This is a genomic window from Streptomyces chrestomyceticus JCM 4735 (genome assembly GCF_003865135.1).
GTDB lineage: Bacteria > Actinomycetota > Actinomycetes > Streptomycetales > Streptomycetaceae > Streptomyces > Streptomyces chrestomyceticus.
In genome coordinates this window covers 6,698,389-6,720,965 of the sequence record NZ_BHZC01000001.1, presented here as the reverse complement: position 1 = coordinate 6,720,965, position 22,577 = coordinate 6,698,389, and the positions used below count along the sequence as shown (strand labels likewise).

Below are 22,577 nucleotides of genomic sequence, written 5' to 3'. Positions count from 1 at the left end.
CCACGGACAATCACGGCGCGGCCCGGCGGCCCGGCGGCCCCGGGCTCGCCGGGCGCAGCCTCCGCCGCTGGAGCGGCGCTTCCGTAGGATTCGGGACATGGCTGAACTGATGGTGCGCGACGGCACGTGGTCCTTCGACGGCGACCGGGTGTGGATCGTGCCGGGGCAGGAACGGGGCGTGCACCGGCTGCGGCAGGACCTCGGCGAGACCTCCGTCCCCCTGGAGGCGCTGGCGGGCATCGCGTACGAACCGGCCCGCAAGGGCGGCCGGTTGCGCCTGCGGCTGCGGGACGGCGCCGACCCGCTGCTGTACGTCACCGGCGGCAGCCTGCCGGACGACGCCAACCCCTACCAGGTGAGCGTGGACCCGGACCGTACCGGCGTCGCCGAGTACTTCGCCGACGAGGTGCGCCAGTCCCTGCTCCTCGACCAGGTGGTGACCGGCCCCACCGACCGCTACCTGCTGCCGGGCCCCGCCGTGCCGCTGTCCGCCGCGGGCGTGGACGGCGTGGCGACCTTCGACGGGGAGCGGGTGCGCATCGACTGGCGCTGGACCACCAGCGAGAGCAAGAAGCACGCGGGCGCGCGGGACTTCGCCCTCGCCGACCTGGCCGGGGTCGACTGGCGGCCCGCCTCCGGGCTGGAGTCCGGCTATCTGCGCTTCCGCCCGAAGGGCATGACGGCGAAGCTCAAGCCGGAGCACGACCCGAACGCCATCGAGCTGTGGGGCTTCAAGAAGGAGAGCGGCCGCACCGCGCTGCTCGCGGCGGCGGTCGCGGCACGGCTGCCGCACCCGTCGGGCGGTTCCGCACCGACGGCGGCGGGCCCGGTGGCCGCGACGCAGCCCGCGCCGGCCCTTCAGACCGCGTCGGACCCGGGCCCCCAAGGCGGCGGCCAGGACGCCGACGTCCTGCTCCGCCGCCTGCGCGAACTCGGCGAACTCCACCGGGACGGCATCCTGACCGCCGAGGAGTTCGCCACGGCCAAGGCAGCGGTGCTCAAGGGCTTTCACGGGGCGGGATGAACGGTTCGTCCGCAGCGGCTCCGCGAGCCCGCCCCCACGGGCATGCGGACCGCGCCTTACCCTGCCGCCATGACGACACCCGAGACCCGCCCCGGAACCACTCCCCCGCCCGCGCCGACCGCCCTGATCACCGGCGCCGGTTCCGGCATCGGCCGGGCCGTCGCCCTGGCCCTCGCCGGAGCCGGCTGGTCGGTGGTGCTCGCCGGACGGCGCGCCGACGCACTCAAGGAGACCGCGCGTCTGGCGGGGCGGAGCGGCGACGGCCCCGAGGGCCCCGCCGCCCTGTGCGTCCCGGCCGACGTGACCCGCCCCGACCAGGTGGACGCCCTCTTCGCCGCCTCCCGTGCCCGCTTCGGCCGGCTGGACCTGCTCTTCAACAACGCCGGAACGTTCGGCCCGCCCGTACCGCTGGAGGAACTGGCGTACGACGACTGGCGTACGGTCGTCGACACCAACCTCACCGGCGCCTTCCTCTGCGCCCAGGCCGCCTTCCGCGCCATGAAGGAACAGGACCCGCGCGGCGGCCGCATCATCAACAACGGCTCCGTCTCCGCACACACGCCACGTCCGCACTCCGTCGCGTACACCGCCACCAAGCACGCCATGACCGGCCTGACCAAGTCGCTCTCGCTGGACGGGCGTCCGTACGACATCGCCTGTGGACAGATCGACATCGGCAACGCGGCGACCGAGATGACCGGACGGATGCAGACGGGCATCCTCCAGGCCGACGGCACCACCGCGGCCGAACCCGTGATGGACGCGGCCGACGTGGCCCGTACCGTCCTGCACATGGCGCAACTGCCGCTGGGCGCGAACGTGCAGTTCGCGACGGTGATGGCGACGGCCATGCCGTACATCGGCCGCGGCTGACGGCCGCCCGTCCACCGCCCCGCCGTCCGGACTTCGGCGCGACGCGCTCCTGACAGACGGCGCGTCCGGTGGGACTCTTCCTGACGCACGTCCATCCGCACCGCTCATCTGCCGGGCCGCGGACCCCGCGGCCATGTAGTCCACGGCCGCGCGGTTCGCCACCACGCGGCCTTGCAGAAGGAGTCCCGCGTGAGACGAAACGTCAGCACCTCCCCCGGCACCCGTCGGCGCGGCGCGTCCCGTGCCGTCGCCTGCGCCCTGACCGCCGCCGGCGCCCTGCTCGTCTCGGCTCTCCAGACCGGTGCGGCGGGCGCGGCCGGCACGGACGCGGCCTCGACCCCGGCCCGTACGGGTACGCCCTCTTCCGTGGCCGACTTCTGGACGGCGGAGCGAATGCGCGAGGCCACCCCGCTGGACCTGTTGTCGGCCGGGACCGACGGGCCCACGAAGCGGTCGGCCGCCGCGGCGAAACAGCCCGCCACTGCGAAGAGCCGATCCGCGACGGCGGAGAAACGATCCGGCAGCACACGGAACGCGACCCCGGCCACCTCACCCGCCCGACGCGGCTCCGAACGCACCGTACGCCCCACCCTCCCCGCCACCACCACATCCACCCCCGCGTCGGCCCCGGCCCTCAAGTCGTTCCCGCAGGCGGGCGCCGCGTGGACCGGTGGCGGCGCCGTGACGAACACCGCGGGACGGGTGTTCTTCACGTACCAGGGCCGTACCGCCTCCTGTTCGGGCAACGCCGTCACCAGCGCGAACAAGAGCACGGTGCTCACCGCCGGGCACTGTGTGAAGCTCAACGGCGCCTGGCACGGTGACTGGGTCTTCGTGCCCGGCTACCACGACGGCCAGGCCCCGTACGGCAAGTGGGCCGCCGCCAAGACCCTCGCCACACCGCAGTGGACGGCGAGCGAGAACATCAACTACGACATCGGCGCCGCGGTCGTCGCCCCGGTCGGCGGGCAGCGGCTGACCGACGTCGTCGGCGGCCAGGGCCTCGCCTTCAACACCGGCTACAACAAGCCGATGTACGCCTTCGGTTACCCCGCCGCCGCGCCGTACGACGGCAGCAAACTCATCTACTGCAGCGGCAACACCATCAAGGACCCGCTGTTCTCCACGGACCACGGCCTGTCCTGCAACATGACCGGCGGCTCCAGCGGCGGTCCCTGGTTCACCTCGTTCGACGAGGCGAGCGGCACCGGTCTGCAGTCCTCGGTGAACAGCTTCGGCTACACCTTCCTGCCGAACACCATGTTCGGGCCGTACTTCGGTGACGACGCCGAGAACCTCTACGACGAGGCGCAGTCGAGCTGACCGGACCGCCCGGCCCGTCCTCTGAACCGAGGAGGGCCGTCACACACGCCGTCCGGAGGGGTACGCCCAGCGGCCGCCCCTCCGGACGGCAGGCACCGCACGGGGTTGTTCCCCGGAGCTCTCCTTTCCGGGGCTGCCCGACAATTCACGCACACGTTATGCAGAAATCGGTATGCCCCCGGCGCCATTCTCACGCTTTTCATGTCCTTCTCATCAAAAACTCATCAACCCCCGTCCACCAGCCGCCTTATCGCCGGAGCACCCCGAAGGGATCACGCATTCCCCACCCGCCACCGCCCTCCACTGTCCGATTTTTTCCCTTGCGGAATGGAAGACCCCCACTCCGGGCAATTCGGTGCTAGCGTCCACCGAGCAGAAGTGCACTTCCTGCTCACTGATTCCTTGCCCGACCATCCGTCGCCGAGGGGACTTCCATGGCAGTGACCGACAGCAGTGCGAGCAGCGGCCCGGCGCCCGCCCCCGAAGAAGTCGGCGCGATGTACGACCGGTTCGGCGACCTGCTCGCCATGGTGCTCGGCCGCAGCGCCCTGCACGTCGGCATGTTCGTCCCACACGGCGAACGGACCGCGGCCACCACCCTCCTCGGGCTGTCCGACCTCGCCCAGGACCGGCAGACCGAGTTCCTCGCGGACATCCTGGCCGAGGGCCTGCCGCCGGACCCCCGCCTGCTCGACATCGGCTGCGGCACCGGCGGCCCCGCCCTCCACCTGGCCCGGCGCACCGGAGGCCGGGTCACCGGCATCACCGTCAGCCGGGAACAACTGGCCCGCTGCGGGGAGCGGCTGACCGCCGCCACCGATCTCGACGGCCGCGTCGACTTCGCGTACGGCGACGTGATGCGGCTCGACCACGCGGACGACACGTACGACGCGGCCTGGTCCATCGACTGCTTCCCGCACCTCTCCGACCGGCCCGCCGGACTGCGCGAGGTCCGGCGCGTGCTGCGGCCCGGCGGCCATCTGCTGATGACGGAGTTCGCGCGGCGCGGCACCGACATCGCCCCGGAGACCGAGGCATTCACCCAACTGTGGGCGTCCCCGCCGCCCACCCCCTTCGCCACCCTTCTCGGAGAGGTCGAAGAAGCCGGATTCCGTGTCGTCCGCGTACAGAACATGACAGCGAACGTCGCACTGTGCGGCGAGCTGATGTACGTGCTTTATCAGGAACGGCGCGACGAGATCGAGCAGCGTTTCGGAAAAGAGGCCGTCGCGCACACCGATCCACTGATGGAACCGTTCCGTGCGTTCTGCCGGGACCACGTGGACTATTACCTGCTGCTGCTCGGCAAGCCGGAAATCTGACCGGCTGATCCGATCCGATCCGGGCCTGGCAGCCCCGCCCGCACCGACCCGAGAGCTGACTTCCCCCTATGGTCGCCAAACCGCCCTCCGGCCTGCCCGTTTCCCCGCCTTCCGCCGCCTCCCCCACGCGAGCCGCGCCGCTGTCGCCCCCCGCGCAGCGCACGCCCCCCTTACCTCCGGACACCACCCCGGGCCTACGGCCGCGCCGCCGCTGGGAGGTGTGGCGCTCGCCCGAAGGCCAGCCCCGCTGGGCACGGCCCGCGCTGCTCGGCGTCGCGGCCCTGGCCGCACTCCTGTACGCGTGGAACATCACCGCGAGCGGCTTGGCCCCGTACTACTCGGTCGCCGCCCGCAGCATGACCGAGAGCTGGAAAGCCTTCCTCTTCACGGCCTACGACCCGTCCGCCACCATCACCCTCGACAAGATCGGCGGCTTCCTCTGGCCGCAGGCCCTCTCCGCCCGCCTCTTCGGCTTCCACGACTGGGCCCTGACCCTGCCCCAGTGCGTCGAAGGCGTCGTCTCCGTCCTGGTCCTGTACCGCGCCGTACGCCGCTGGCAGGGCCCCGCCACCGGCCTCCTGGCCGCCGGACTGCTCACCCTCACCCCCGTCACCGCCTCCCTGTTCGGTCACCCGATCCCCGACGCGGCCCTGATCATGTGCCTGGTGCTGGCCGTCGACCGGTACCAGTCCGCCGTACGCGGCGCCCGCCTGCGCTCGCTGGTGTGGGCCGGCGTGTGGGTGGGGCTGGCCTTCCAGGCCAAGATGATGCAGGCGTGGCTCATCGTCCCCGCCCTGGCCGTCGGCTACCTGGTCACCGCCCCCGTCACGGCGCGCGCCCGGATCGGCCATCTGCTGACCGCCGGGGCCGTGCTGTTCGCGGTGTCGTTCTCGTGGGTGCTGATGATGACCTTCACCCCGAAGGACGTACGCCCGTACGCTGACGGCTCGACGAACAACAGCGCGCTGTCCATGGTCTTCGAGTACAACGGCTTCAGCCGCCCGGCGGACAACGGGCCGGGCGGGCAGAGCGGGCCGGGCGGTCAACCCGGAGGCGCCGGCGGTCACCCCGGAGGCCCCGCCACAACCGGAGGCCCCACCGGCCACACCACCACCCCACCCACCACAGGCACACAACCGCACCCCCACCCAGCCACCACCACCGGCGGAAAACCCTCCGATCGCAACGGTCCCCCCGGCACCCCCGGCCCCCACCGCAAAATGGTCAGCCTCGGCAGCGAGAAGAACACCTGGTACAAGCTCCTCACTCCCCGCTTCACCCCGCAGATCGGCTGGCTGTACCTCCTCGCCCTCATCGGCCTGGTCCACGGCCTGGTGCTGCGCGGCAGGCGCCCCCGTACCGACCGGCTGCGCGGCGGCTACCTGATGTGGGGCGGCTGGCTGCTGACCACGGCCGTCGTCCTGAGCGTGATCGACATCCCGCACACCGCGTACGTGGCGGGCCTGGCCCCCGCACTGGCCGCGCTGGCCGCCGCCGGAGCCGTCACCCTGTGGCGCACCCACCGCACCGCCACCAGCCGTCCCGCACGCCTGCTCCTCCCCCTGACCATCACCGTCCAGGCCGCCTGGGTGTCCTCCCTCGCCGCCGACCACACCGACTTCGCCCCCTGGCTCATCCCGACGATCATCACCGCAGCGCTCATCAGCATCACGACCCTCCTCTCGTACGGCCGCACCACCGGCCGCCGCCTGCGCCCCGTAGCCCTCACCGCCCTGGCCACCACCTGCGTCGCCCTGTTCGCCGCCCCGGCGGCCTGGTCGCTGTCCGTACTGGACCAGCGGTACGCGGGCTCCTCCTTCGAGGCGCACGCCGGCCCCGGCGGCCAGAACGCCTCGGCCGGCGCACCGGGCAGCGCGGTCTACGGAGGCGCGGGCGGCGCCTCGTACGACATGTCACCGGCCCCGCTGACCGCCGCCCAGAAGCGCCTGCTGGACTACGTACAGCGGCACAACGGCAACGCCACGTACACCCTCTCCGCCGACGGCGGCTGGGCCCGCTCCCGGGCCATCACCCACACCGGCCTGCCGATCCTCCCCCTGGGCGGCTTCGCCGGGATGGCCACGTCCGTCACCCTCGCCGAGTACCGGCACCTCGTCGCCTCGGGCCAACTGCGCTTCGCCCTCCTGAACCCCACCGTCCCCGCGGCCGGCCGCCCCTCCGAGACAGCCAAGATCAACGCCTGGGTCCGCACCGCCTGCACCGAGGTCAACCCAAAGGCGTACGCAGCGGCCGCCGACCCTTCACTCCCCGAACCCCTCTACGACTGCACCCACCCCCGCTGACCATTCGCCTCCCCCAGCACCCTCCCACTCCTCCCCTCGTTCACCGTGATGTGTCTCACGAGACGTGTGGTGTCCCCTGAGTCGGGTATCCGGCCCCGGGACCGCAGGACAGGCCACCGCCATGAAATGGTAGAAATGCGGAGGAAAGCCCTGCGAACCCCTGCGGAGAGGAGACGCCATGTCGTCGAAGCGACGCCGTAAGAAGAAGGCACGTCGGAAGAACGGTGCCAACCACGGCAGCCGTCCCCAGTCCTGAGCGGCCCTGCCCGCCGGACTCCGGACATGCGAAGACCCCCAGGACACCGTCCCGGGGGTCTTCGCTGTCTCGGGGCGCTGCGTACCCGTTACGCGGCGTCCACGACGCCCGAGGACTTCACCTCGATGTTCGCGGAGGTGGCGCCGGAGCGGGAGCCCAGCCCCTCGATCTTCTTGACCAGGTCCGAGCCCTCGACGACCTCGCCGAAGACCACGTGCGCGCCGTCCAGCCACGGGGTGGCCACGGTCGTGATGAAGAACTGCGAGCCGTTGGTGTTCTTGCCGGCGTTGGCCATCGAGAGCAGGAACGGCCGGTCGTGCTTCAGCTTGAAGTTCTCGTCCTCGAAGCGGTCGCCGTAGATGCTCTTGCCGCCCGTACCGTTACGGCGGGTGAAGTCGCCGCCCTGCAGCATGAACTCCGGGATGACCCGGTGGAAGGGCGACCCCGCGTAACCGAAGCCGTGCTCGCCGGTGGCCAGCTCCCGGAAGTTGCGCGCGGTCTTGGGCACCACGTCGTCGTACAGCTTGAAGACGATGCGGCCGGCGGCGTCGCCGTTGATGGTGATATCGAAAAATACGTTGGAACTCATGGAGCCCATCCTTCCACTTCCCCGGCCCGCCCTGACGCCCCAGGTCAACGCAGGCCGTCGGTCGGCCCCTGCCCCGGGCACGAAGAAGCGTCCCGCCGCTCCGGTGAGGGAGTGGCGGGACGCATGAGCAGGTCGGCCGCGCGGGTCAGACGGTAGCTCGCCGAGCGAACTCGACCAGATCGGTGAAAGCGGAGGGGTGCAGCCTCAGGACCGGGCCGTCCGGGTCCTTGCTGTCACGGATGGGAACCACGCCGCGTGAGGCGACGAGGTTGGTGGCGGCCTCGATGCAGTCGCCACCGTTGTCACTGTACGAAGACTTGACCCAACAGGGGGATTCGCTGATCACTGGGCACCCTTTCGTACCTACTCGATCAAACGGCAGTGCGTCTCGGACTCCACGCAGGAATCACGGGCCTAGGGCAGCAGCCCCGCATGCAGCCCCACCGCTCCGGCGAAGGAGGGGCGGGGCTCAGGGCTGGTGGGGCGGTAGCGCCACATCACGTAGCGGAAAACGCGCCACCCTTGACGCCCGCGATGAACTCAGCGAACGAACGAGAGGGGACGGAGAGGACCGGGCCGTTCGGGGCCTTCGAATCACGAACCGGAACTATGCCGGTGACCGTGGCCTGCATGGGGGCCCACTCGACACAGGAGCCACCGTTTCCGCTGTAGGAGGACTTGAACCAGGTGAGAGTTTGAGGATCTGTCGTCACGAGATGCCCTTTCGTGCCTTCTGGATCATGGCTACTGATTCTGTCTGCGAGAGCGCTTCGGTCTGTAGCTGATGGTAGGCCCTCACCAGCGGCAGCACGGAAGTGAGTTCCCTGTCCAAGCGGCCGTGAGTTTCCGATTCGACGTAAGAAACCACGGAGCGGTCAGGCAGGGTCAGCAGGTTGACCAGCCGGTTGAATGGGCGACGCTCACCTATGACGTAAGGAGCCACCTGAAGAGTGGTGGTCGGCTCGTCAGCGAACTCGACCAGCCGAGCCAACTGGTCGTCCATGACGGCGGAGCCACCGATAGACCGCCGAATGCAGCTCTCATCCAGGACCACGATGACCATGGGGACCACGCGCCGCACCAGAGACGCCTGCCGCTCCGCCAGGGACTCGACTCGCTCACCTGCTTGTTCGGGGCTGAGCGTGCCCCGCCGTACGTTGCCGTCTTCCAAGGCTCTTGCGTACTCCGGCGTTTGAAGCAACCCGGGAATTACCCCTACTTCGAACAGCCGGATCTCCGCTGCCCGGGCTTCCTGCCCCAGGTATTCCGGGAAGCCTTCCAGCAAGCTGCCGTTCCGGATCTCCGCCCACGCGCGCTCGAACGACTCTGCGGTCCCCGCGAGCCCAAAGGTGGCGTCTACGGCGCGCGAAAAGCGCAGAGTTGGCGGTTTGCAACCTGTTTCGACCGCCGAAACATGCCTCCCCGAGTAGTCCATCCGCTCCGCCAACTCGTCCTGCTTCCACCCGCGCGCCTCCCGCGCGCTGCGCAAGCGCGCACCGTAGGCCGCTCGGGGAGACGCTTCCGGGTTCAACTGCTTGATGTTTACCAATGTTCTCCCCGCTTCCGGAACGTTGAAGACAGGGCGACTGTAGGCCAGCCTTGACCTCTCCGTAGCGCAGGAACTACGGAGAGGAGTGAACTTGCCCCGAAGTCGCACCCATCCGCCTCCGGTACTCCACAATGACGGCCCGCTTGTCCGGCCGTACCTCACAGCTCTCAGGAACGGTGACCTCAAGTGATCGACCCCGACCCCAGCCCCAACCGGGAAATCCTCACCCGGCTCATGCGCACATGCGGACGCGACGGCGTGCTCCACGTACGCACCAGTGGCGGCAGTGACGCTGCCCTCGACATCCTCCGGACCGAAGGCAACGCCATGACGGCTCCCGTCCCCGGGCCCACGCGCAAAGACATTCAGATCACCGGCATCCGACGGCACATCGCCGAGTGCGTCACGTCCGTCAAGAGCGTTCCGTGCGGCGCCCGTTCGAACGCCTGGGACAGCGGCCTGCACCTGGATGTGTGGATTCGCGCCCACGCGGACGAGTACGAGCACAAGAAGTTCGTGAAGCGCACGGAAGAGCCGGTCAACGTCTACACCAAGCCCGCCGGGGAGCAGCCGTGAGCGAGAGCGGCAGCGCGGCGGCGTCCAGGGTCTCCCCCGTCATCCGGCGCTGAACCCACTAAAACCCCCGTCCTCTGCCGCAAGGGCCATGGCTCCCCCACAGATCATGGAGGGCAGAGGACGGGACCAAGCCCTGGTGGAGCGCATCCCCCTCCCGCGCACGAAGGGAGCAGTATGCGGCGTGTGCGGTGTCTGCCAGCCCAACGACTCCGAGGGCTGCGACCCCTCGAATGAAGCCTGCGGCCCGACGGACTGAGGGAGTTGGCGGATGACATGGCAACGTGCCGCAGCATGCTTGGCTGCCGAGGTGACCGATCCGGACTCGCGGTGGCGTGCTCCGGTGGCGAGCGTCCGCCGCCATGAACTGATCCCCCGGTGGTGGGAACGCAGCCCCGAGGGGGCATGGGATCTCAAGGACGGGGCTGCCGACCCCCTGGCGTGGGAGCAGTCGGCCTACGCCAACCGCTCGAAGATCACGCGCGTCGGAGCCCTTCACGCCGATCACGCCGAAGCGGGTGAGACCCCCGAGGGGCGGCCCACCTCTCCGCGACGCTGCCGAGCCTGGTCGTCCAGATGTTCCGGCACGGGCGGCTGCACGACGGCATGGACATCCTCGACGTGGGCACCGGCTCCGGCTACTCGACGGCGCTGCTCGCGCACCGCTTCGGCAGTTCGCGGGTGACCAGCGTCGACGTGGACCCCTACCTGACCGGGGCCGCCGCCGAGCGTCTGGGACGGATGGGGCTGCACCCCGCCATCGCCACGGTGGACGCCACCGGCCCGCTGCCCGGCCGGTTCGACCGCATCGTCTCCATGGTGTCCGTGAATCCCCTTCCCGCGTCCTGGCTCACTGCCTTGCGGACCGGTGGTCGGCTGGTGACGGTGATCTCCCGTACGTCCATGATCGTCACCGCCTGGAAGACCGAGGACGGCGGAGCGGTCGGGACCACAGCACGTGACTGGGCCGGGTTCATGAACACCCGCCACGGCCCGGACTACCCGCCCGGTGTCGTGTCACGGTTCGCCGACCGGATCGACCGGGACGGTGAAGAGGTCAGCACCGGCCGGTACCCGGTCCTCGACGTGGACGAGGCGTGGGAGGTGCGGTCCATGCTGGAGCTGCGGGCCCCGGGGACGGAGTGTGCCTACCGCGAGGGCGAGGACGGGCGGCGTACGGCGTGGCTGGTTCATCCGGACGGCTCGTGGGCGCGTGCCACCGGGAGCAAGGGGGAGCCCCCTACTGTCCACCAGAGCGGCCCCCGACGCCTGTGGGACGTCTTGGAGCGGATTCGCAACCGCCTCAACACCAGGGGCGGTCTGCCGGTCTACGGTGTGCCGCTGACCATCACGCCCGAAGGCGTCATTCATCTGTCCAGGGGGCGGTGGAAGGCCACCATCGCCTAGATGACGGGAGGCCCTCCGGGCTGGCAAAGCGCCAGGCCGGAGGGCCTTCCTGCTGCTGAGGCGGCGGACGAGTCGGCCTGTACGCCGGGTTCTGTCGCCGGCGGGCCTTGCGGCCCGTCGGGAGACGGCCATCCATCTAGGGCTGCCGTTGCCGGCAGCCTCGTGCGGTCTACCCGCGGACTCGGGCGGGCCGCCCTCGGTCGTCCGCGCAGAAACACCGGGGTGTTTCCTCTTGACCTTGCTCCGGGTGGGGTTTACCTAGCCCTCCGAGTCACCTCGGAGGCTGGTGGTCTCTTACACCACCGTTTCACCCTTACCGGCGCCTTACGGCACCGGCGGTCTGCTTTCTGTGGCACTGTCCCGCGGGTCACCCCGGGTGGGCGTTACCCACCACCCTGCCCTGTGGAGCCCGGACGTTCCTCGGGAGGATGCGGTGCATCCCCACGCGGCCGTCCGGCCGGCTCGTCCGCCGTGCGGACCATGGTACCTCCCGGCCGGCTGGGGCTTGACCTTGTCGTAGCGGCAACGTTTCTACTGGATGCAGGGACGTACCGGGAGGGGGCGTTACGTGGACGAGGGACGCGGTGGAAGCACCGGGCGGCGGTTGCTGGCGTACGAGAAGCGGTGGATGGCCAGTCTGGGCCTGTGGGTGGCGCGGCGGCGGGACGGTCTGGGGGCCGGGGAGCGTGCGCTCGGGTATGCGCGGGCACAGGCGCCGATGCTGTACGGGTTTGTGTTCGTGTGTTTGGTGGAGACGGTTGGCGTCACGTTTCTGCTCGCGAAGTTTCCGGTCGTGCACTGGGTGATGCTGGTGCTGGACGTGTACACCCTGGCCATGGTGCTGGGCTTCCAGGCCGCCGCCGTGACCCGGCCGCACGTCGTGGGGCCGGGCGGGCTGCGCGTGCGCAACGGCGCACTGCTGGACGTGTGGATACCGCTGGAGCGGATCGCTTCCGTACGGTACGACCTGCGCTTTCCGAAGGCGGAGGCGGCCGGGCGGCAGGCCCGGGAGCGGGACGGTGTGCTGGAGATGGCGGTGGCGGCGCAGACCTGCGTCACCGTCGAGCTGACCGAGCCGGTCACGGCCGTGAAGCTGCTGGGGCAGCGGGTGGAGGCCCGTACCGTGCGCTTCCACGCGGACGAGGGGCGGGCCGCGGTCGCCGCCATCAGGGAGGCGGTCGCCTCCCGCGAAGAGCGCGAAGAGGGGGCGGGTGAGGAGGGCAGGGGCGTGGTCACGCCGGTGTGAAGCGGGCCGGGGGCCGGGGACCGGCGGGATGATTACGCCGGTGTGAAGCGGACCGGGGCCCGGCCCGGGTCGGCCTCGGTGAGGCGGACGGGCAGGCGGTGGCCCAGTGGCAGTTCCGGTAGCTCTTCGCCGCCGTCCAGGCGGCCGATCACCGCCGGGTCCTCCAGGTGCACCGTGCCCCGGTCCGGCCGGTCGTCCTGGACGTCGACCACGTAGCCGTCGAAGACCTCGCCGAGCCGGTTCTGCATCAGCGCCGCCTCGACCAGGTCGACGCACTCCCGCTCGACACGGGCGGCCCGGTGGCCGCCCTCCGCCATCTCGCCGGGCAGGGCGGGCAGTGCCGTACGGACCCAGTCGGGCGGTTCCTTGCCCGCCGCCGCGGCCAGGCACAGTTCGGCGCCGTAGCGGTCGGCGAGGCGCCGCAGCGGCGCGGTGACGTGCGCGTACGGGGCGGCGACGGCTGCGTGCCGGGCGTGTTCGGGAGTCGGCGGGTCGCCGTCGAAGACGGTGTAGCCGGCGCCGCGCAGCAGGGCCGTGCAGTCCTGGAGGAAGGCGGCGTGGGTGGTGCGGGTGGGGTCGAGGGTGCGGACGAGGGCGGCGTACGAGGTGTGGGGCGGCCAGTCGACGCCGAGGGCGTGGGCGGTGCGGCGCAGGCGGGCGACGGCGCCGTCCGGGGCGGTGGGGAGCGTCCGCAGGACGCCGGTGCCGGAGGAGAGCATCAGCTCGGCCGCGGCCATGCCGGTGAGCAGGGAGATCTGGGCGTTCCAGGCGTCGGCGGGGCGGGGCGCGCGGTAGGCGAGGGTGTAGCCGTCCGGGTGCTCGACGATCTCCTGCTCGGGGACGTTGAGGGAGATGCCGCCGCGGGCGACTTCCTGGTCCTCGCGGAGACGGCCGATCGTGCGGAGGAGGGACAGCGGCTCCTCGGCGGCGCCGGAGTCGATGGCGCGTTGCACGCCCTCGTAGTCGAGGCGGGCGCGCGAGCGGACGAGGGCACGGCGTACGTCGGTCGAGCGCAGCGCGCCGTCCGCGTCGAGGTCGAGCCGCCACAGGACGGCGGGGCGGTCCTCGTCGGGGAGCAGGCTGGCGGCGCCCTCGCCCAGGACGGGCGGGTGCAGCGGAACGTGTCCGTCGGGGAAGTACAGGGTCGTCACACGGCGGTGCGCCTCGGCGTCCAGCGCGCCGCCGGGGGTGACGAAGGAGGCCACGTCGGCGATGGCGTAGTCGACGCGGTAGCCGCCGCCGGGGCGCCGGGAGAGGTACATCGCCTGGTCGAGGTCCATCGAGCCGGGCGGGTCGACGGTGAACAGCGGGATGTCGGTCGCGTCGGTGGCGGCGGTGTCGGCGGGCGGGTGCGGCCAGCGCGCGGCACTGTCCGCCTCGGCCTGCGCGGAGAGCGGGAACGTCTGGGGGATGTCCAGCCGCGCCCGCAGTTCCCGCAGCGCGGCACGCACGGGCGCCTCTGCTGCTGCGGTCACGCGGAGGTGGCGGCGGGGCATGCTTTTGAGCGTAGGGCGGTTGGGGGGCCGGGGCACGTCAGGGGGGATGCGGCGGGAGGGAGCGCCGGGGCCCCTCGGGCGGCGGGCCGTCCGTGCGGCGAACCGTAAAGTGGCGGGGCCAGTGCACAGAAGGCTAAGGAGAAGCGCGTGCTCGTGTTGTTGCCGCCGTCCGAAGGGAAGGCCGCGTCCGGGGGCGGGAAGCCGTTGGACCTGGGGGCGCTGTCCCTGGCCGGGCTGACCCCGGCGCGGGAGGCGGTGCTGGAGGAGTTGGTCGGGCTGTGCGCCGCGGACGAAGCGAAGGCGCAGGAGGTCCTGGGGCTGAGTGACGGTCTCAAGGGTGAGATCGCCAAGAACGCCGGGCTGCGTGAGGCCGGGACACGGCCGGCCGGGGAGATCTACACGGGCGTGCTGTACGACGCGCTGGGGCTCGCCACACTGGACGCGAAGGCGCGGCGGCTCGCCGAGTCGTCACTGCTGGTGTTCTCGGGGCTGTGGGGCGCGGTACGGGTGGACGACCGGATTCCGTCGTACCGCTGTTCGATGGGGGTCAAGCTGCCGGGCCTGGGCGCGCTGGGCGCGTACTGGCGTGCGCCGATGGCCGAGGTGCTGCCCGAGGCCGCCGGGGACGGGCTGGTCCTCGACCTGCGGTCGGCGGCGTACGCGACGGCCTGGAAGCCGAAGGGCGAGGTCGCGGGCCGTACGGCGACGGTGCGGGTGCTCCAGTCGAAGATCGTGGACGGGGTGGAGAAGCGGTCCGTGGTCAGCCACTTCAACAAGGCGACGAAGGGGCGGATGGTGCGCGACCTGCTGACGGCGGGGCGGACGCCGGACAGCCCGGCGGAGCTGGTCGAGGCGCTGGGCGATCTCGGGTACGTGGTCGAGGCCGAGGCGCCGGCGAAGGCGGGCAAGGCGTGGGCGATCGATGTGGTGGTGAAGGAGTTGTAGGGGCGCAGTTCTGGCGGCAACCGCTCCGTTGCAACATCCGCAACGATCGTTGCGGATGTTGTGGGGCGGGCGCACTATGGGCTCCGTGACTGACGCTGCCCCCTCCCCCGCCGCCCCGCCCTCCGTGCTGGGCCTCGCCCCCGTGATCCCGGTCGTCGTCCTCGACGACGCGGCCGACGCCGTCCCGCTCGCCCGCGCGCTCGTGGCGGGCGGACTGCCCGCCATCGAGGTGACGCTGCGTACGGCCGCCGCGCCGCAGGCGATACGCGCCATCGCCGACACGGTCCCGGAAGCGGTCGTCGGCGCCGGTACGGTCCTGACCCCCGAACACGTGGACCTGGCGGTCGCGGCGGGCTCCCGCTTCCTGGTCAGTCCGGGGTGGTCGCCGCGGCTGCTGGCCGCGATGAAGGCCACCGGCCTGCCGTTCCTGCCGGGTGTCTCGACGGCGTCGGAGGTGGTGACGCTGCTCGACGAGGGCGTGACCGAGATGAAGTTCTTCCCGGCGGAGGCCGCGGGCGGCACGGCGTACCTGAAGTCGCTCGCCTCGCCGCTCCCCCGGGCCCGGTTCTGCCCGACCGGCGGTATCGGTCTGGCCTCGGCGCCCGGTTACCTGGCGCTGCCGAACGTGGGCTGCGTGGGCGGTACGTGGATGCTGCCGGCCGACGCACTGCGCGCCAAGGACTGGGGCCGGGTGGAGCGACTGGCCCGCGAGGCCGCGGCGCTGCGCTGAGACAGCGACGCGGCCGGGCGGGCACTAAAAGCCGGGCAGGCGCTACGGCGTGACGATCGGGAACGACGGGTCCGGCACCGTCAGGTAGCCGAGGACCGTGTCCGCGGCCGCCTGGTCGTCGACGCGGATGGTGCCCGCCTTGACCGCCGCGTCGAAGTTCCGCTGGAACAGCGGCCCTTCGAGGACGAGCGAGTCGAACGTCGCCCTGGTCAGCGAGATGGTGGCCTGCGGCTTGCCCGCGTACAGGTCCTTGCCGTCCACGTACACCAGGACGCCGTTGCGCAGCGTGGTGGTGCACTCCTGGCCGGTGTCGGTGAACTGCCACTGGAGGACGATCGCGGCGCGCTGCTCCTGTGCCGCCTTCGGCCCGTCCACGCTGCGTGCCATCGCCGCGAAGATCTGCTCCAGGGTCATGCTGTGGACCAGGTCCGGCGCGCCCTTGCTGGTGGGCTGCTGCGGGCCGGTGCGCAGTTCCTCGGCGCCGGTCAGGTAGAAGTTGCGCCACGGCCCGTTCTCGGCGCCGTAGCCGAGCTGGGCGAAGACCTTGGCCTGGAGGGCCTTGGCGTCCTGGACGGCCTTCTCGGAGACGGTCGCGGGGTCGGCGAAGACGACGTGGTTGAGCAGTTCGAGGATCCAGCGGTACGTCTGCGAATCGGCCTGCGGGTTGTCGTACGCCTCCTGGGCCTTCCGTACGACGGCCTCGGCGCCGCCCATCGCCGCCACGTAGCGCGTGCCGGCCTCCGTCGGCGGCAGGTTCCACAGGTGGGCGGGATTTCCGTCGAACCAGCCCATGTACCGCTGGTACACGGCCTTGAAGTTGTGGCTGAGCGAGCCGTAGTAGCCCTGGTTGTACCAGTGTTCGGCGAGACCGGCCGGAAGGTGCTGGAGTTCTTCGGCGATCTCGATGCCGGTGTATCCGCGGTTGATGAGCCGCAGTGACTGGTCGTTGAGGTACGCGTACATGTCCCGCTGATTGCTGAGGAATTCGAGGATGCTTTCCTTGCCCCAGCGCGGCCAGTGGTGCGAGGCGAATTCGATTTCGGTGTGCTCGCCGAAGGTCTGGATCGCGTCGGTGAGGTATTTCGCCCAGGCGTGCGCGTCCCGTACCTGGGCGCCGCGCAGGCTGAGGATGTTGTGCTGGTTGTGGGTGGCGTTCTCCGCCATGCACAGGGCGCGCAGTTCGGGGAGGTAGATGTTCATCTCCGCGGGCGCCTCGGTGCCGGGCGTCAACTGGAAGAGCAGCCGTACGCCGTCGATGACGCGGCGGTGCAGCCCCTCCCGCCACGGGATGACGTCGGCGGGCGACCAGTCGTCGCTGGTGACGGCCTGGGCGGCGCCGATGGAGTCGGTCGGCGGCAGGAGGGTGACCTCGCCGGTGGAGACGGTCAGGCCCAGGCCCGAACCGACCTGCGCGTACGGGCCCTTGTCCAGGTTCGCCGCGTACATGTACTCGGCACGGCGGGACATCGCGGGGCCCGCGTAGACGTTCTCGCTGACGGCGTGCTCCAGGAACCCGTCGGGCGCGATGACCGGGAGGCCGTCGGGGATCTCGTCGTTCCGCTCGGCGAACAGGCCGCGGGCGCCGCCGAAGTGGTCGACGTGGCTGTGGGTGTAGATCAGCGCGCGGACCGGGTTCCGGTTCCCGGTGGTGTCGCGGTACAGCTTCAGGGCGGCCTGCGCGGTCTCGTAACAGGCCAGCGGGTCGATGACGATGATGCCCTGGTCGCCCTCGATGATCGTCATGTTGGACAGGTCGTAGCCGCGCACCTGGTAGACGCCGCCGCGGGCGCCGGAGGTGACCTGGAACAGCCCGGCCACCGCGGTGAGCCGGCCCTGGCGCCACAGGCTCGGGTTGACGGTCGGGGGCGCCTGCTCGTCGCCGTCGGTCAGGAAGTCGTACGCGGTGAAGCTCCACACCACCTTGCCGCTGTCGGACCGGGAGTAGATCGCCGGTACGTCCGGCTGCGCCAGCAGCCCCCGCTGCGCGTCCTCGAAGTCCTGCGAGCCGCCTTCCCGGAGCCGCTCGGCGGCCTTCCGATTGGCCTCCGCGACGGACGCGGAAATCTCGACGGGCTCGGTGTACTCGCTGGGCATACCAACCTCCGTACAGGCATGCGGAATTCACGCATGTGGCGAGGGGAAAGGCGCTGGTAGCGCCGTGGTTGCGAGTGACGTTATGAAACCGGTGTACGGGTTACAAGGAACCAATCAAGCCAGTAGCGGGAACCGGCCCCGCGCCGGAGAAAAGCGCAGGGATCACGCCAGATGAAAGGGGCTGGAAAAGACGGGCGGCAGACCGGCAACAGCCCGGAAAAAACCGACCGGTGATACGGAAAACCGCCCGCGGCCCTTCTGGGGCGCGCGGGCGGGGATGTCCTCAAGGAACGCCTCAGGGACGCCTCAAGGACGCCTCAGCGGCATACGCTCCGCTGCGTCAGCGCAGATGCGCCGTCTCGTTCAGCAGCCGTACCGACGCGTTCCCGTCGGAGTAGTACGCGACGGCCGACAGTGACGCGGCGGAGAGCTCCATCCGGAACAGGGAGTCCGGCGGGGCGCCGAGGGCCAGCCGGACCAGCGTCTTGACCGGGGTGACGTGCGTGACCAGCAGCACCGTCCGGCCCGCGTACCGGGCCAGCAGCTTGTCGCGGGAGAGGGCGACGCGGCGGGCGACCGAGGCGAAGGACTCGCCGCCGGTCGGCGCGGCCTTGGCGGAGCCGAGCCAGGCGGCCAGGTCCTCGGGGTGGCGCTCCTGGACCTCGGCGAAGGTCAGGCCCTCCCAGGCGCCGAAGTCGGTCTCGCGCAGGCCCTCGTCGACGCGTACGTCCAGGCCGAGGCGGGCCGCGACGGTCTCGGCCGTCTGCCGGCAGCGCTTGAGGGGCGAGCTGACGACGGCCTGGACGGTGCCCCGGGCCGCGAGCGCGGCGGCGACCGCAGTGGCCTGCCGGTGCCCGGCCTCGGACAGCTCCGGGTCGGAGCCGCCGCTGCCGGAGAACCGCTTCTGCGGTGTCAGCGCGGTCTCGCCGTGCCGCAGCAGGACGAGGGTGGTCGGCGCGCCCAGGTCGGCGGGCGCCCAGCCGGCCGGCGGCGTCTTCGGCCCGTCGGCCGACTCGGTCTCCGCGGCCTCGGCCGCCGCGTCGGCCGCGCGGGCGGCGGCACTGCGCGCCGGGCCGCCCGCGTCCAGTTCGGCCCGCGAGTCCCTCGGCTCCCACTGCCGGCCGGCCTTGCCCGCGTCCATCGCCTCGTTGGCGAGCCGGTCGGCGTGCTTGTTCTCCTCGCGCGGGATCCACTCGTACGTCACCCGCGAGGGCGGGAAGACGCTGCGCGCCTCCGCCGCCAGCGGCCGCATGTCCGGGTGCTTGATCTTCCAGCGCCCGGACATCTGCTCGACGACGAGCTTGGAGTCCATCCGCACCCGGACGTCCGCCTCGGGGTCCAGGGCGTGCGCGGCGCGCAGGCCGGCCAGCAGCCCCCGGTACTCGGCGACGTTGTTGGTCGCCGTGCCGATGTACTCGGCGGCCTCGGCGAGGGTCTCGCCGGTCTCCGGGTCGATGACGACCGCGCCGTAGCCCGCGGGCCCCGGGTTTCCCCGGGACCCGCCGTCGGCCTCGACGATGAACGTACGGGCCACGGTCTACAGGCCCGAGTCGGGCGTGCGCACCAGGATGCGGCTGCAGTTCTCGCAGCGCACGACCTTGTCGGCGGGCGCGCTGCGCACGTCGTTCAGCTCGGTGATGTCCAGCTCCAGGCGGCAGCCCTCGCAGCGGCGCTGGTAGAGGCGGGCCGCGCCGAGGCCGCCCTGCTTCTCGCGCAGCCGGTCGTACAGCTTGAGCAGGTCGGCCGGGATGTCGGCGACGGTCAGCTCGCGCTCCTTGCGGACCGTGTCGGCCTCGGCGTCGATCTCGGCGAACGCGGCGTCCCGGCGGGCGGCCGCGTCGTTGACCTTGGCCTGTACGGACTCCACCCGCTCGGTCAGCTCGGCGACGCGCTCCTGGGCGGACTCGCGGCGCTCCATGACCTCCAGGACGACGTCCTCCAGGTCACCCTGGCGCTTGGCGAGGGAGGCGATCTCCCTCTGGAGGTTCTCCAGGTCCTTGGGCGAGGTGATGGCGCCGGAGTCCAGGCGCTGCTGGTCGCGGGCGGCGCGCTGGCGCACCTGGTCCACGTCCTGCTCCGCCTTGGTCTGCTCGCGGGTGGTGTCGCTCTCCTCGGTCTGCGCGGCGACGAGCAGGTCGCGCTGCTGGGTGAGGTCGCCCTCCAGGGTCTGGATCTCGGCGAGCTCGGGGAGGTTCTTGCGCTTGTGCGCGAGCTGGCTGAGCCTCACGTCCAGGGCCTGGACGTCGAGGAGGCGGATCTGGTCGGCGGGCGCGGCGTTCAGCGGGGGGCTCCTGATGTATTCGTCGGGGTCGTGCGGGCGTCGGACGCCGCGTGGGCGGTCCAGGGGTCGGTGACCGTGCGCGACACATGGGTGCGCAGGTTCCAGCCGTGCCGGTCGGAAATCTCGTCGAGCTGGGCCGCGGCCTGCTCGCACCAGGGCCACTCGGTGGCCCAGTGGGCGGCGTCCAGCAGCGCCAGCGGGCTCTTCTGGGTCGCCTCGGAGGCGGGGTGGTGGCGCAGGTCGGCGGTGAGGAACGCGTCCACGCCCGCCGCCCGTACGTCGTCGAAGAGGCTGTCGCCGGAGCCGCCGGAGACGGCGACCGTGCGGATCATGCGGTCCGGGTCGCCGGCGATCCGGACGCCCTGCGCGGTGGCGGGCAGCCGGGCGGCGGCGTACGGGCCGAACTCGGCGAGCGTCATCGGGTGCGGCAGCTCGCAGATCCGGCCCAGGCCGCGGCGGCCGTGGGGGTCACTGTCGTCCGGCACCAGCGGACGCAGGATCCGCAGGTCCAGCGCGCCGGCCAGGGCGTCGGAGACGCCGGGGTCGGCGGTGTCGGCGTTGGTGTGCGCGACGTGCAGCGCGACATCGTTCTTGATCAGCGTGTGCACGACACGGCCCTTGAAGGTGCCGGCCGCGACCGTGGTCGTACCGCGCAGGTAGAGCGGGTGGTGCGTGACGAGCAGGTCGGCGCCGAGCCTGACCGCCTCGTCGGCGATCTCCTGCACGGGGTCGACGGCGAACAGGACCCGGCGCACCTCGGCGTCCGGATCACCGCAGACCGTGCCGACGGCGTCCCACGATGCGGCCCGCTCGGGGGGCCAGAGGGCGTCGAGCGCGGCAAGGACTTCAGACAGTACGGGCACGGGTGGAAGGTTACCTCCCAGCCGTACCGGTGTGCCGGGCCGCTTCGGGCGGCGGCCCGGCAGGCCGGGGGCGGTGCGGCCGCCGGGGCGTACCGCGGGGACCGGCTCCGCCGGGGCGCTCCGGCGCCGTGGCCGGGGCCCGCCGCCGCCCCGGCCCTCCGCACAGAGCACATCCACCCTCCGCACCTCAAGGCGAACCGGACATCCGCCACTCTTTTGCGTGAAGTGCCGCAACCTTCCCTGCTCGTTTGAGAGTGCGAAAACTAGCTTCGACCGCACTGACTGGAGGTGAGCACCCGATGACAGCCTGTGTCACCGAGGACGCCGCGGCGCCGGACACCCGGCAGCACGGCGCGGCGCTGACGATCGCCGCCGACGGCTCCTACGCCGCCCGGCTCGCGCGGCACGCGAGCACCGGGAGCTGGTACCCCGAGCGCTGGACGCTGGCGGGGCCCGAGCCGTACGCGGTCCCGCTGCCCGGCCACCAGCCCGAGGAGGCGGACACCGGGCTGCTGCCCCTCACGGACGGCCGGGTGCTGATCCGGCGCCGGGCCGCGGACCGCTGCACGCTCGGCCTGCTGTACCCGACCGGTCCGGGCACCGGTGAGCTGCCGCTGGGCGCCGTCGAGGCGGCGGAGCTGACGCTGCTGCCCGCCGCGCCGTGCGGTTCACGCGCGTACGCGCTGGCGCCCGGCGAGCACTCCACCGTGCTGTGGCTGGTGCACGACGGCCGGCAGTCCACCGTCCCCAACCGGGCGCGCTCCGTCCCCGCCTGCGTCGCCGAGATCGAGGGCCGCTGCACGGGCGGCGTCTGGCTGGACCGTACGGGCCGACTGCTGGCCCTGGACCAGGAGCTGGCGGGGCGCACCAAGACGGTGGTGGTCGACCTGGAGCGCGGCGGCGAGGTCAGTCCGCTGCTCCAGATCACCGAGGAGAGCAACGACCGGCTGCTGCTGGCCGACCCGGACAGCGGGCTGCTGGTGCTGCGGTCGGACGCGGCGGGGCACGACCGGCTGGGCTGGGGCGTGCTGGGCAGCGCGCTGCCGGTGCGTTTCCCGGAGTGCCTGCGGCTGCCGGACGCGGCGCTCCGGCCGTTCGCCGCGCAGTCGGGTCAGGCGCTGGCGCCGGAGAGCAGTGCGGTGGCGTTCCGTGTGGACGCGGCCGCCGGGACCTGGCTGGGTGTCTGGCGGCCGGCGGAGCGGCGGCTGCGCCAGTTGCCGCCGCCGCGTGGGTGGCTGGCGGGCACCGGGCTGTGGACGCGGGACGGTGAACTGCGGCTGCCGTTCGAGACGCCGGCGGTGCCGTGCGGGGTGGCCCGGCTGCCCGCGCAGGCCACAGGGGCGCAGACCCGGGATGCCGCGCCGCTCGTGCTGCCCGCCGACGCCGGGCGCCGCGCGGACCCGCCCGCCGCGCTCTGTTCCCCCGGCGACCTGTCGCCCGCCGGTTTCCCGGTCAGAGCCGCGCGATGGGTACGTATCGCCTCAACTCCCCCCGGAATGACCGTCCGTACGCAGCCACCGCCCGCCCCCTCCACATCATCCTCACAAACGGAACCCGTGACGCAGGAACCGTTCGGCACTGCCGCGCATCCCTCTCCGTGCAGACCGGTGCCGCTGCAACAGGCGCCGCTGGCGGTCCGGGAGACCCGGTAGAGCAAGATCGTTCGCTTCGTTAGTATCGGCGGTCGACCGGCCGCCGACGGC

Annotated in this window: 21 protein-coding genes and 1 other RNA gene; 12 read left to right on the top strand and 10 right to left on the bottom strand. The window is 71.7% G+C overall.

Annotation, left to right across the window (positions count from 1 at the left end):
* Window positions 1-97: 97 nt before the first annotated feature.
* The 6 genes from EJG53_RS29435 to EJG53_RS44010 all read left to right on the top strand — a co-directional run bounded on the left by EJG53_RS29435 (window position 98) and on the right by EJG53_RS44010 (window position 7,101).
* Window positions 98-1,024: a DUF4429 domain-containing protein gene (locus EJG53_RS29435; protein ID WP_125047424.1), complete on the top strand. Its 927-nt coding sequence runs from the start codon at window positions 98-100 to the stop codon at window positions 1,022-1,024.
* Between the two features lie 69 nt (window positions 1,025-1,093).
* Window positions 1,094-1,897, top strand: a complete 804-nt coding sequence (locus EJG53_RS29430) for an SDR family oxidoreductase (protein WP_125047423.1) — start codon at window positions 1,094-1,096, stop codon at window positions 1,895-1,897.
* 189 nt (window positions 1,898-2,086) lie between these two features.
* Window positions 2,087-3,220: a trypsin-like serine peptidase gene (locus EJG53_RS29425; protein ID WP_125047422.1), complete on the top strand. Its 1,134-nt coding sequence runs from the start codon at window positions 2,087-2,089 to the stop codon at window positions 3,218-3,220.
* 434 nt (window positions 3,221-3,654) lie between these two features.
* Window positions 3,655-4,542, top strand: coding sequence for an SAM-dependent methyltransferase (locus EJG53_RS29420; RefSeq protein ID WP_167515188.1), 888 nt, complete (start codon window positions 3,655-3,657; stop codon window positions 4,540-4,542).
* A gap of 218 nt (window positions 4,543-4,760) precedes the next feature.
* Complete coding sequence (locus EJG53_RS43420; protein WP_176602271.1) at window positions 4,761-6,845, top strand: ArnT family glycosyltransferase; 2,085 nt, start codon at window positions 4,761-4,763, stop codon at window positions 6,843-6,845.
* Between the two features lie 178 nt (window positions 6,846-7,023).
* Window positions 7,024-7,101: a 50S ribosomal protein bL37 gene (locus tag EJG53_RS44010; protein ID WP_370443954.1), complete on the top strand. Its 78-nt coding sequence runs from the start codon at window positions 7,024-7,026 to the stop codon at window positions 7,099-7,101.
* An 88-nt stretch (window positions 7,102-7,189) separates the two neighbouring features.
* Here the strand turns inward: EJG53_RS44010 and EJG53_RS29410 are convergent, their stop codons facing one another.
* The 4 genes from EJG53_RS29410 to EJG53_RS29395 all read right to left on the bottom strand — a co-directional run bounded on the left by EJG53_RS29410 (window position 7,190) and on the right by EJG53_RS29395 (window position 9,239).
* Window positions 7,190-7,690: a peptidylprolyl isomerase gene (locus tag EJG53_RS29410; RefSeq protein WP_125047421.1), complete on the bottom strand. Its 501-nt coding sequence runs from the start codon at window positions 7,688-7,690 to the stop codon at window positions 7,190-7,192.
* A gap of 145 nt (window positions 7,691-7,835) precedes the next feature.
* On the bottom strand, window positions 7,836-8,036 hold the full coding sequence (locus EJG53_RS29405) for a DUF397 domain-containing protein (RefSeq protein ID WP_125047420.1): 201 nt from the start codon (window positions 8,034-8,036) through the stop codon (window positions 7,836-7,838).
* Window positions 8,037-8,187: 151 nt separating this feature from the next.
* Entirely contained in the window at window positions 8,188-8,403 is a 216-nt protein-coding gene (locus EJG53_RS29400) for a DUF397 domain-containing protein (protein WP_125047419.1), read from the bottom strand.
* Window positions 8,400-9,239, bottom strand: coding sequence for a helix-turn-helix domain-containing protein (locus EJG53_RS29395; protein WP_125047418.1), 840 nt, complete (start codon window positions 9,237-9,239; stop codon window positions 8,400-8,402). The genes EJG53_RS29400 and EJG53_RS29395 overlap by 4 nt, the downstream gene beginning before the upstream one ends.
* A gap of 186 nt (window positions 9,240-9,425) precedes the next feature.
* Between EJG53_RS29395 and EJG53_RS42850 the strand changes: the two genes are divergently transcribed.
* The gene (locus tag EJG53_RS42850) at window positions 9,426-9,815 is read left to right on the top strand and encodes a hypothetical protein (protein ID WP_244955393.1); all 390 of its coding nucleotides are present in this window, start codon (window positions 9,426-9,428) and stop codon (window positions 9,813-9,815) included.
* Window positions 9,816-10,388: 573 nt separating this feature from the next.
* Window positions 10,389-11,219 (top strand): methyltransferase domain-containing protein, encoded by an 831-nt coding sequence (locus EJG53_RS29380; protein WP_307721703.1) that lies wholly within the window; start codon window positions 10,389-10,391, stop codon window positions 11,217-11,219.
* 64 nt (window positions 11,220-11,283) lie between these two features.
* Here EJG53_RS29380 and rnpB read toward each other — a convergent pair.
* An RNA gene (gene rnpB, locus EJG53_RS29375) (RNase P RNA component class A) lies at window positions 11,284-11,684 on the bottom strand.
* A gap of 103 nt (window positions 11,685-11,787) precedes the next feature.
* Here rnpB and EJG53_RS29370 point away from each other — a divergent pair.
* Window positions 11,788-12,465 (top strand): hypothetical protein, encoded by a 678-nt coding sequence (locus tag EJG53_RS29370; protein ID WP_307721702.1) that lies wholly within the window; start codon window positions 11,788-11,790, stop codon window positions 12,463-12,465.
* 32 nt (window positions 12,466-12,497) lie between these two features.
* On the opposite strand, the gene EJG53_RS29365 is transcribed toward EJG53_RS29370, so the two are convergent.
* On the bottom strand, window positions 12,498-13,961 hold the full coding sequence (locus tag EJG53_RS29365) for an RNB domain-containing ribonuclease (RefSeq protein ID WP_125047417.1): 1,464 nt from the start codon (window positions 13,959-13,961) through the stop codon (window positions 12,498-12,500).
* Window positions 13,962-14,108: 147 nt separating this feature from the next.
* Here EJG53_RS29365 and yaaA point away from each other — a divergent pair, with 147 nt between their 5' ends.
* Both yaaA and eda read left to right on the top strand, forming a co-directional pair.
* A complete protein-coding gene (gene yaaA, locus EJG53_RS29360) occupies window positions 14,109-14,906 on the top strand; it encodes a peroxide stress protein YaaA (protein WP_125047416.1) in 798 nt (265 codons plus the stop codon).
* Between the two features lie 76 nt (window positions 14,907-14,982).
* Window positions 14,983-15,636 (top strand): bifunctional 4-hydroxy-2-oxoglutarate aldolase/2-dehydro-3-deoxy-phosphogluconate aldolase, encoded by a 654-nt coding sequence (gene eda, locus EJG53_RS29355; RefSeq protein WP_125047415.1) that lies wholly within the window; start codon window positions 14,983-14,985, stop codon window positions 15,634-15,636.
* A 42-nt stretch (window positions 15,637-15,678) separates the two neighbouring features.
* Here eda and EJG53_RS29350 read toward each other — a convergent pair whose 3' ends face one another.
* The 4 genes from EJG53_RS29350 to EJG53_RS29335 all read right to left on the bottom strand — a co-directional run bounded on the left by EJG53_RS29350 (window position 15,679) and on the right by EJG53_RS29335 (window position 20,874).
* Window positions 15,679-17,730, bottom strand: coding sequence for an alkyl/aryl-sulfatase (locus tag EJG53_RS29350; RefSeq protein WP_125047414.1), 2,052 nt, complete (start codon window positions 17,728-17,730; stop codon window positions 15,679-15,681).
* 340 nt (window positions 17,731-18,070) lie between these two features.
* On the bottom strand, window positions 18,071-19,264 hold the full coding sequence (locus EJG53_RS29345; protein ID WP_125047413.1) for a bifunctional RNase H/acid phosphatase: 1,194 nt from the start codon (window positions 19,262-19,264) through the stop codon (window positions 18,071-18,073).
* A 3-nt stretch (window positions 19,265-19,267) separates the two neighbouring features.
* A complete protein-coding gene (locus EJG53_RS29340; RefSeq protein ID WP_218041982.1) occupies window positions 19,268-20,011 on the bottom strand; it encodes a zinc ribbon domain-containing protein in 744 nt (247 codons plus the stop codon).
* Complete coding sequence (locus EJG53_RS29335) at window positions 20,008-20,874, bottom strand: Nif3-like dinuclear metal center hexameric protein (protein WP_125047412.1); 867 nt, start codon at window positions 20,872-20,874, stop codon at window positions 20,008-20,010. Before EJG53_RS29335 ends, EJG53_RS29340 begins: the two co-directional genes overlap by 4 nt.
* 299 nt (window positions 20,875-21,173) lie before the next feature.
* Between EJG53_RS29335 and EJG53_RS29330 the strand changes: the two genes are divergently transcribed.
* Window positions 21,174-22,526 (top strand): hypothetical protein, encoded by a 1,353-nt coding sequence (locus EJG53_RS29330; RefSeq protein WP_125047411.1) that lies wholly within the window; start codon window positions 21,174-21,176, stop codon window positions 22,524-22,526.
* Window positions 22,527-22,577: the final 51 nt, after the last annotated feature.

Bases quoted from the DNA above. Each gene is read 5' to 3' on its own strand.
- EJG53_RS29435 (WP_125047424.1), top strand. From the start codon at position 98: ATGGCTGAACTGATGGTGCGCGACGGCACGTGGTCCTTCGACGGCGAC.
- EJG53_RS29430 (WP_125047423.1), top strand. From the start codon at position 1,094: ATGACGACACCCGAGACCCGCCCCGGAACCACTCCCCCGCCCGCGCCG.
- EJG53_RS29420 (WP_167515188.1), top strand. From the start codon at position 3,655: ATGGCAGTGACCGACAGCAGTGCGAGCAGCGGCCCGGCGCCCGCCCCC.
- EJG53_RS44010 (WP_370443954.1), top strand. From the start codon at position 7,024: ATGTCGTCGAAGCGACGCCGTAAGAAGAAGGCACGTCGGAAGAACGGT.
- EJG53_RS29410 (WP_125047421.1), bottom strand. From the start codon at position 7,690: ATGAGTTCCAACGTATTTTTCGATATCACCATCAACGGCGACGCCGCC.
- EJG53_RS29380 (WP_307721703.1), top strand. From the start codon at position 10,389: ATGTTCCGGCACGGGCGGCTGCACGACGGCATGGACATCCTCGACGTG.
- EJG53_RS29365 (WP_125047417.1), bottom strand. From the start codon at position 13,961: ATGCCCCGCCGCCACCTCCGCGTGACCGCAGCAGCAGAGGCGCCCGTG.
- eda (WP_125047415.1), top strand. From the start codon at position 14,983: ATGGGCTCCGTGACTGACGCTGCCCCCTCCCCCGCCGCCCCGCCCTCC.
- EJG53_RS29350 (WP_125047414.1), bottom strand. From the start codon at position 17,730: ATGCCCAGCGAGTACACCGAGCCCGTCGAGATTTCCGCGTCCGTCGCG.
- EJG53_RS29330 (WP_125047411.1), top strand. From the start codon at position 21,174: ATGACAGCCTGTGTCACCGAGGACGCCGCGGCGCCGGACACCCGGCAG.